Source organism: Chthoniobacter sp., from assembly GCF_040003245.1.
Lineage (GTDB): Bacteria > Verrucomicrobiota > Verrucomicrobiia > Chthoniobacterales > Chthoniobacteraceae > Chthoniobacter.
Genome location: NZ_JBDUCX010000280.1, coordinates 1 through 8101, shown reverse-complemented (window position 1 = coordinate 8101; position 8101 = coordinate 1). Strand labels below are relative to the sequence as shown.

General features: G+C 63.0%; 6 protein-coding genes. 5 read left to right on the top strand and 1 reads right to left on the bottom strand.

Annotated elements, in window-relative coordinates; translation table 11 throughout:
- Both ABJF10_RS26780 and ABJF10_RS26775 read left to right on the top strand, forming a co-directional pair.
- On the top strand, positions 1-946 hold a 946-nt coding region (locus tag ABJF10_RS26780; RefSeq protein ID WP_348547691.1), incomplete at its 5' end, for a metallophosphoesterase.
- 305 nt (positions 947-1251) lie between these two features.
- A complete protein-coding gene (locus ABJF10_RS26775; protein ID WP_348547690.1) occupies positions 1252-3852 on the top strand; it encodes a PAS domain S-box protein in 2601 nt (866 codons plus the stop codon).
- 4 nt (positions 3853-3856) lie between these two features.
- Here ABJF10_RS26775 and ABJF10_RS26770 read toward each other — a convergent pair whose 3' ends face one another.
- On the bottom strand, positions 3857-5296 hold the full coding sequence (locus ABJF10_RS26770) for an arylsulfatase (protein WP_348547689.1): 1440 nt from the start codon (positions 5294-5296) through the stop codon (positions 3857-3859).
- A gap of 102 nt (positions 5297-5398) precedes the next feature.
- Between ABJF10_RS26770 and ABJF10_RS26765 the strand changes: the two genes are divergently transcribed.
- From ABJF10_RS26765 to ABJF10_RS26755, 3 genes are all read left to right on the top strand, one after another.
- The gene (locus ABJF10_RS26765) at positions 5399-6097 is read left to right on the top strand and encodes a TetR/AcrR family transcriptional regulator (protein ID WP_348547688.1); all 699 of its coding nucleotides are present in this window, start codon (positions 5399-5401) and stop codon (positions 6095-6097) included.
- Positions 6098-6154: 57 nt separating this feature from the next.
- Positions 6155-7378 carry an efflux RND transporter periplasmic adaptor subunit gene (locus ABJF10_RS26760; RefSeq protein ID WP_348547687.1) on the top strand — a complete coding sequence of 408 codons (1224 nt, stop codon included), beginning with the start codon at positions 6155-6157 and terminating at the stop codon, positions 7376-7378.
- 26 nt (positions 7379-7404) lie between these two features.
- Positions 7405-8101, top strand: a 697-nt coding sequence (locus tag ABJF10_RS26755) for an efflux RND transporter permease subunit (RefSeq protein WP_348547686.1), incomplete at its 3' end; no start/stop codon positions are given.

Below are 8101 nucleotides of genomic sequence, written 5' to 3'. Positions count from 1 at the left end.
CGCGCCGGCGCCGGCGGAAGAGGGGTTGCATTTTCTGATGCTGGGCGACGTCGGCAGCGCGAAGAAATACCGGATCTTGCAAGAGGGCGCCGTGCCCGGTGCCAAGGACGGCGATCCCAATGCCCCGAGCATGCAAGGGACGGTGGCGTCGGCGATGAAAGGGTACGTCGAGTCCCGCAATATCAAGCCGGAAGGGCTCTTCCTGCTGGGCGATAACTTCTACGGCACGATGGAGGGCGGCGTCGCTTCGCCGCGCTGGAAGGAGGGGTTTGAGGACATGTATCCGGCGGATGTTTTTCCGGGGCCGTGCTGGGCGATGCTCGGCAATCACGATTACGACGAGGAGAATTTCCACAAGGTGGCCGCGGAGCTTTCCTACGCCGATGCGCATCCGGGAACCCGCTGGACGATGCCGGCGAAATGGTATCGTGTGGATTGGCCGGCGAATGATCCGCTCGTGACCTGCCTGGTGCTGGACAGCAATTACCAGAACCACCTCGCCTATCTCACCCTGGAGGAAAAGGCCAAGCAACTGGCCTGGATGGAGAAGGAACTGCAAAAGCCGCGCGCCCCGTGGACCCTGGCTTTCGGCCATCACCCGCTCTATAGCAACGGCCCGCACGGCGACTCCGCGGCCTTGATTGCGCAATGGGGTCCGCTGTTCCAGAAGTACGGCGTGGCGGCTTACTTCTGCGGGCACGATCACGACCTGCAACACCTGGAATTCGAGGGCGTGAGCACGTCCTTTGTCGTGTCCGGTGGGGGCGGCGCCTCGATCACCAAGATCAAGACCCCGGAGCGCAAAATTTATTCCGAAATGTCAAATGGCTTTTCGCATCTCTTAGTGACGAAGGAAAAGCTCACCGTGCGGCACCTTGATCCGGCGCAAAAGCAATTGCACGCCTTTAGCCGCAACCTCGCGGGCAAGGTGGAGATCGTCACGTAGATCGGGAAAGCCGATCGGCTGGCCGAATTGCGGAGGGCGAGGTTGCGATGTCGACTATCGTCGATAATATAACAGAGTGTCGCCACTGCGCCGTTGCTGTTTATCCCGTCTGCTGTTGACCAAAGGGACTTTCCCGTTTCCGCCGATGGCGCTTATCGTGCTATTCAGGATCCCATTGAATTGTGGTTACGCGTAAACGTCCCCCCATTCCGCAGCCGAGGCGGCGCGATGACCAGCGGACGAGTGCACCATGCTCGCTTCGGGTTCTGATCGTCGAAGACGGTCCAGACTCCGCGACTCTGGTGGTGGATGAACTGCTTCGCGCCGGATTCGATCCCCAGTGGGTGCGAGTCGATAACGAGAAAGACTATCTGGCGAATCTCGGGCCCGGTTTGCAACTCGTCCTCTGCGCGTACACCCTGCCCCGCTTTTCGAGCGGCCGCGCGCTGGAACTCCGGCGCGAGCGTGATCTGGACATCCCGTTCATCGTCATCTCCGACGTCCCCGGTGAGGAAACCGCCGTGCAGGTGATGAAACAGGGCGCCACCGATTATGTGTTGAAAGAGCGGCTCTCGCGTTTGGGGGAGCTGGTCGGCACCGCCTTGGAGGAGAGCAAGCGGAGGCGGAGCGAACGCTCGGCCGCACAGACGTCGCGGGAGCGCGCGACTTTCGTCGAAGATGTCTTTCATTCGCTGAGCGTGGAAGTCGTTGTGGTGAACGAAAGAGGAGAGATCATCGCGGCGAATGAAGCCTGGAGCCGATTCGCGCGGGAAAACAGCGGCTCCGATTTTCTCGGGCAGAATTACCTGACGGCTTGCGAAATGAGCTCGCAGAAGTTTGCCGATGCGGATGCGCGGGCCGCGAGCAAGGGTTTGCGTTCCGTGCTGGAAGGGTCGGTGGCGAGCTTCGTCATGGAATATCCGAGTCACTCGGCGACCGAGCAACGGTGGTTTCAGATGCGAGTCTCTCCGCTCCATGGGGCGCAGCGTGGCGCTGTGATAGCGCATGAGAAAATCACCGAGCGCAAGCTGGCGGAGCAGGCGCACCGGTTGTTCCGCGACTTGATGGACCACTCGATCGATGCCCTGGAAATCGTCGACCCGGAGACCGGGCGCTACCTCGATGTGAACGAAAGGGCCTGCACCGAGCGCGGCTGCACCCGGGAAGAATATCTGACGATGCGGGTTTGCGATGTCGACCCGATGGTCACCGAGGCCAACTGGCCCCAGCGAGTGGCCCACATTCGCGACGTGGGTTCTCTCACCCAGGAAAGTTTGCACCGCCGCCAGGACGGCGGGGCTTTCCCGGTGGAGATCAATGCGCGTTGGGTGCGGCTCGAACGCGATTACATTGTGGCGGTGGTGCGTGACGTGACGGTGCGCCAGCAGGCGGAAGAGCGGGTGCGGGAGCTGGCCGCGATGCTCGACCTGGCTCACGACGCGATCATCGTGCACGGTTTCGATGATCAAAAGATCCGCTTTTGGAACAAGGGCGCGGAAACTCTTTACGGTTGGACGGCCGCGGAGGCCATGGGCCGGGAAATCGGAGCCCTCATCTTCGACGACCCGACCACGCCCGACGCCCTGCGGCAGGCCTTGCTGACCACCGATGAACGGCGGGGAGAGAGCCGGCACCGGGCGAAAAACGGCCAGCAGTTGATCGTCAATACCCGATCGACCCTGGTGCGCGATGCGGCGGGCCAGCCCAAGTCTGTTCTGTCGATCAATACCGACATTACGGAACAGAAAAAACTCGAGGTGCGCAACCTTCGCGCCCAGCGGATGGAGAGTATCGGCGTCCTCGCCAGCGGAGTGGCGCATGACTTGGGAAACATCCTTTCGCCGATCAAGATGTGTGTGCCCATGCTCCGGCATGATCTCCGGCCGGAGGTCCGCGAAGAACTCATTTCCACGATCGAACAGAGCACGGAGCGCGGGGTGCAAACCGTCAAGCAGATCCTCACTTTTGGCCGTGGCTTGGAGGGCGAAAAAGTGCCATTGCAGGTGGACGCGGTGATACAGGAATTGCTCACCATGGTGCGCGGGACTTTTCCGAAGGATGTGCAAATCGAGAGCGAAGTGGAACCGCAACTGCACCCGGTGAGCGGCGATGCGACGCAACTGCACCAGGTGTTGCTCAACCTGTGCGTGAACGCCCGCGATGCCATGCCGGATGGTGGCAAATTGCGCTTGCGGGCCAGCAATCTCGAAGTGGATGCCGGCTACGCGAGCATGCTCCTGGATGCCCGGCCGGGCCATTATGTGATGCTCGAGATCAGTGACACCGGCACCGGCATTGTCGCCGATATCCTCGAGTACATGTTCGAACCCTTCTTCACCACCAAGGAGGCCGGGCAGGGGACTGGGCTGGGACTTTCCACGGTCCTCGGCATCGTGCAGAGCCACGGTGGATTCATCAACGTGAAGACCCAGCTCCCCGGGGGGACTACTTTTCAAATCTGCCTGCCGGCGATACCGGGCGGGCCTGCTTCCCGGGGCGATGTGGATTGCGCGCTTCCGCCGCGGGGCAACGGCGAATGCATCCTCGTGGTCGACGACGAGGCGGCGGTCCGCACCGCGGCCCGCATCGCGATCGAAAGTGCCGGGTACCGGGTGCTTCTCGCCGCGGACGGCGCCGAGGGGGTGAGTATCTTCGCGACCCAGCGCGCCAGCATCGCGATGGTCATTACCGATTTGAATATGCCGCACGTGGACGGCGTCGCGCTGATCCGGGCCCTGCGCAACCTTGCGCCGAACCTGCCGATCCTGGTCTCCACTTGCCTGGGAGGAAAGTTGCGCCGGTCTCAGCTGAAGGAGTTGAAAATCGAGACGATTCTCAACAAACCCTACGGAGCGGATCTCTTGCTGCGCAGAATCCACGACGTGTTGCAGTGCCCTGTCCGGTGACAGTTCATTTGGAGTCGGGAGACTTCGGGGCCGGACCCCCGCCGAATTGCTTCCAGTAGCGCTCCTTGAAGGCGTTCACTTTCGGGCCGACGGCGTTTTCATTGACCAGGTCGGGCTGAATGTCTTCCCACCATCGGTCGTAGGCGGACCGCAGTTTTCCCGCTTCCCCTGCGTGGCTGCTGAGCACGTTCTTCATTTGTGAGGGATCGTCCTGGAGGTCGTAGAGTTCAGCGTTGTTGACGAGAGTGAAGCGGCTGTCGCGCACGGAGGTGTTCGCGTGTTGGGATTTTGCGGCCTCGCCGCGGGGCCATCCGGCGACATGGGTGTAGAGGAGGCGGTCGGGCCATTCGGCCGACGGATCTTTCAACAGCGGGAGCAGGTCGCGGCCTTCGAGTTTCGCCGCGACCGCGGCGGGTATCTCGGCGCCGGCGATGTGGGCCAGGGTGGGGAAGAGATCGAGGTGGGCGGTGAGAGCGGCCACGTCGGCGCCGGCTTTCCACTGGCCCGACCAGCGCCAGAAAAAGGGCACGCGGGTGCCGCCTTCGTACGGGCTCCCCTGGCCACCTCTCAGCATGGCGTTGTAGACATTCGCGTCCGGCGTGCCGCCGTGGTCGGTGAGGAAAATCACCAGCGTCGTTTCCTCGCTGCCCCACTCCTGGAGCTTGTCCAGCAGGTGGCCGAAGTTGTCGTCGAGATTGGCGATCATGCCGAAGTAAGCAGCGAGTTTCGGCGGCACTTTGCGCAGATACGGCCGTTCGTACTCGGGCGGGCAGAGGGGCGGTTCGTGCGCGGCCGTGGGCATGATGCAGGCGAAGTACGGTATGCCGGCGTCGAGCTGTTCATCCATCCATTCGATGGCGTGGTGGAAGAAGACGTCGGTGGAGAAGCCCAGCGTTTCAACAAATTCGCCGTTGTGCAGGAGCTTCGGGTCGAAAGGGGTGTTGCCCGGCGCGTCGCCACCGCTGCCGGGCAGCGTCTCGCCGAGAGCGCCGCCGCCGTGGATGAAAGTTTCATCGAAGCCGCGCTTGTCCGGCTGATAGGCGGGTTCGTCGCCCAAGTGCCACTGGCCGAAAATGCCCGTCGCATAGCCGGCGGACTTGAGGATCTGCGCGATCGTCGTGGCATCCAGCCGCATGCGCTCGCGCTCCAGCATGGTGTGCGTGACGCCGCTGCGGAACTCGTGGCGCCCGGTGAAGAGCGCGGCGCGGGTCGCCGAAGAAGTGGGGCTGACGTGAAAGTTCGTGAAGCGCACGCTCTGCCGGTAGAAGCGATCGAAGTTCGGCGTTTGGACGACCGGATTGCCCAAGCACGAAAAGCCGCCGTAACCCACGTCGTCCGCCATCACGAGGATGATGGAGGGCGGTTTCGCTGCGGCGTGCGGCGCGAGCAGCACCATGGCGGCCAATGCGAAGAGAGCGGTCCATGGGCGGGGGAGTGGTTTCATGGTGCCGGTCATGGAAGTCGTTTTGGCGGGGCCTGGCACGACCTAATCGGCAGCCCAGAGAAAACCGCTTGCTAGCGGTGGAATAATTCATACGTTCGTATCATGCATACGTATGAACCCCCACAGGTGGGTCTCAGCTCCCCGGATTCCCAGCTCTCCACTCGTGTCGCTCTGCTCGATGCCGCGGAGCGCCTGTTTTCCCAAAATGGCATCGAGGGGACTTCGGTGCGCGAGATTATAAAGGCGGCAGGAGCCAATCTCGGGGCGATCAATTATCATTTTGGCACGAAAGACCGCCTGGCGCTGGAGGTATTCGCGCGGCGCATTGAACCGGTGAATCGGGAGCGTGTGGCGCGACTGGATGCGCTGGAGGCGGCGGTCGGACCGGAAAAGTTGAAACTCGAGCAAATTCTCGACGCCTTGATCCGGCCGGTCATGGAGAGCGAGGGACACGATTTGAAAACCTGCGAGGACCTCATGCGATTGATCAGCCGCTCCTTCCAGGAGTCGAATCCGGAGGTGAAGCGCTTTGTCGAGGAGCAGTTCGCCGAGGTCGTCCGCCGGTTCGATGCGGCGATCCTCCGCGTGGTGCCGAGCCTGTCGCCCGGGGATCTTTTCTGGCGCATGTCTTTCCTGCACGGCGCGCTCCATCACGGGCTCCAGACGTGGCTGCGCTTCGACCAGGTCCCGTATGCCGTGCTCAATCCCGCGGCGACGAAACCCGACCGCGAAGGGCTGATCCAGAGCCTCATTGCTTTTACCGCTGCCGGTATGTCCGCCTCGCCGGCTCGACCGAGTTAACCCGCATCTTATCGAGGCAAAGCCGACCTTTGGCGTGCCTCCCACCGATTCCGTTCTATGACGCCGTCTCCCATTTCCACCGACCCCACGCCTTGGGGCCGATCGTTTCGCCGACTCCTTGGCGTTACGAGCCTTGGTTTACTCGCCACGGGGCTGATCGCCGGCTGCAAACCCAAGCAAGCGGGCCCACCCGGTGGCCCGGGCGGCCCGATGGAGGTCAGCGTGCTCACGATCGCCCCGGCGCCGGTGACGCTGACGGAGGATCTGCCGGGACGTATCTCGGCGCGCCGCGTCGCGGAGGTGCGGGCGCGCGTCAACGGCATCGTCTTGCGGCGCCTCTTCACGGAGGGCACCGATGTTACCGAAGGGCAGTTGCTTTATGAGATCGATCCCGCGCCTTACCAGGCAGCGCTCGACAGCGCCCTCGGCACGCTCGCCCGCGCGCAGGCCGATGCCACGAACGCCCGGCTGAAAGAAGAACGATACAAGCAGCTGCTGACCGCCAAGGCGATCAGCAAGCAGGACTACGACGATGCCCTCGCCAGCCAGCGCACTTTCGATGCGGATGTCCTTTCCGGAAAGGCCGCCGTGGAGTCCGCGCGGATCAATCTCGACTACACCAAGGTGACGTCGCCGGTCGCGGGGCGCATCGGCATTTCGCAAGTGACCGAGGGCGCTTACGTGCAGGCGGCCAACGCGACTTTGCTCGTCACCGTGCAACAGCTCGACCACGTCTACGTCGACGTTGCGCAGGCCAGCAGCGAGCTCCTGCGGTTGAGGCGCGAACTCGCCAGCGGGCGGCTGAAGGCGGACGAATCGGGGAATGCCCGCGTGAAGCTCATCCATGAAACCGGCGAGATCTATCCGGAAGAAGGCACGCTCGAGATGTCCGATGTGACCGTCAATGCCACGACGAATTCCGTGACCGTGCGCGCGATTTTTCCGAACCCGCGCGGTGAATTGCTGCCCGGGTTGTTCGTGCGCGCGCGCCTGGAGGAAGGCATCCGGCCGAACGCCATCCTCGTGCCGCAACTCGCCGTGAGCCGCAACTCGAAGGGCGAGCCGACGACCATGATCGTCGGCGCGAACAACCTGGTCGAACTGCGCGTGCTCCAGACATCGCGCGCGGTCGGCAATCAATGGCTGGTCACCGCGGGGCTGAAGCCGGGCGATCAGGTCATCGTCGATAATCTCCAGCGAATCCGCCCCGGCGCGCCGGTCAAGGTCGCCGCCGCGGAGTCCGCTCCCACTCCACCCGCGACGGCTTCCGCCGCCCACTAAAGCCGCCGCCGAAAAGATCTTTCCTGATGTCACGCTTCTTCATCGACCGGCCCGTTTTCGCCTGGGTCATTGCGATCCTCATCATGCTGGCGGGCGCGCTTTCGATCACGAACCTGCCCGTCGCGCAGTTCCCGAGCCTCGCGCCTCCGGCCATCAGCGTGGTGGCGGTTTACCCCGGCGCTTCGGCCAAGACGCTCGAGGACACCGTCACGCAAGTCATCGAGCAAAAGCTCAATGGTATCGACAACCTGCGCTACATCGAGGCGGAGAGCACCTCGGCCGGCACGCTGACGCTGACGTGCACTTTCGAAGGCGGCACCAATCCCGACATCGCCCAGGTGCAGGTGCAAAACAAAGTCGCGCTCGCCACGCCGCTCCTCCCCCAGGAAGTACAGCAGCAGGGCGTGCAGGTGAACAAGTCGGTGCGCAACTTCCTCATCGTGGTCGGCTTGATCTCCGAGGACGGCAGCATGTCGGGCACGGACCTCGCCGACTACAATTTCAGCGTGGTCAAGGATCCGATCAGCCGTCTGCCGGGGGTGGGCGACATCCAGACTTTCGGCACGCAGTACGCCATGCGCATCTGGCTCAACCCGGACAAGCTCACGAAGTACCAAATCAACAGCTCGGACGTGATTGCCGCGATCAAAGCTCAGAACGCCCAGGTGGCCGCGGGCGCGCTGGGCGATCTGCCGGCGGTGCCCGGCCAGTTGTTGAATGCCA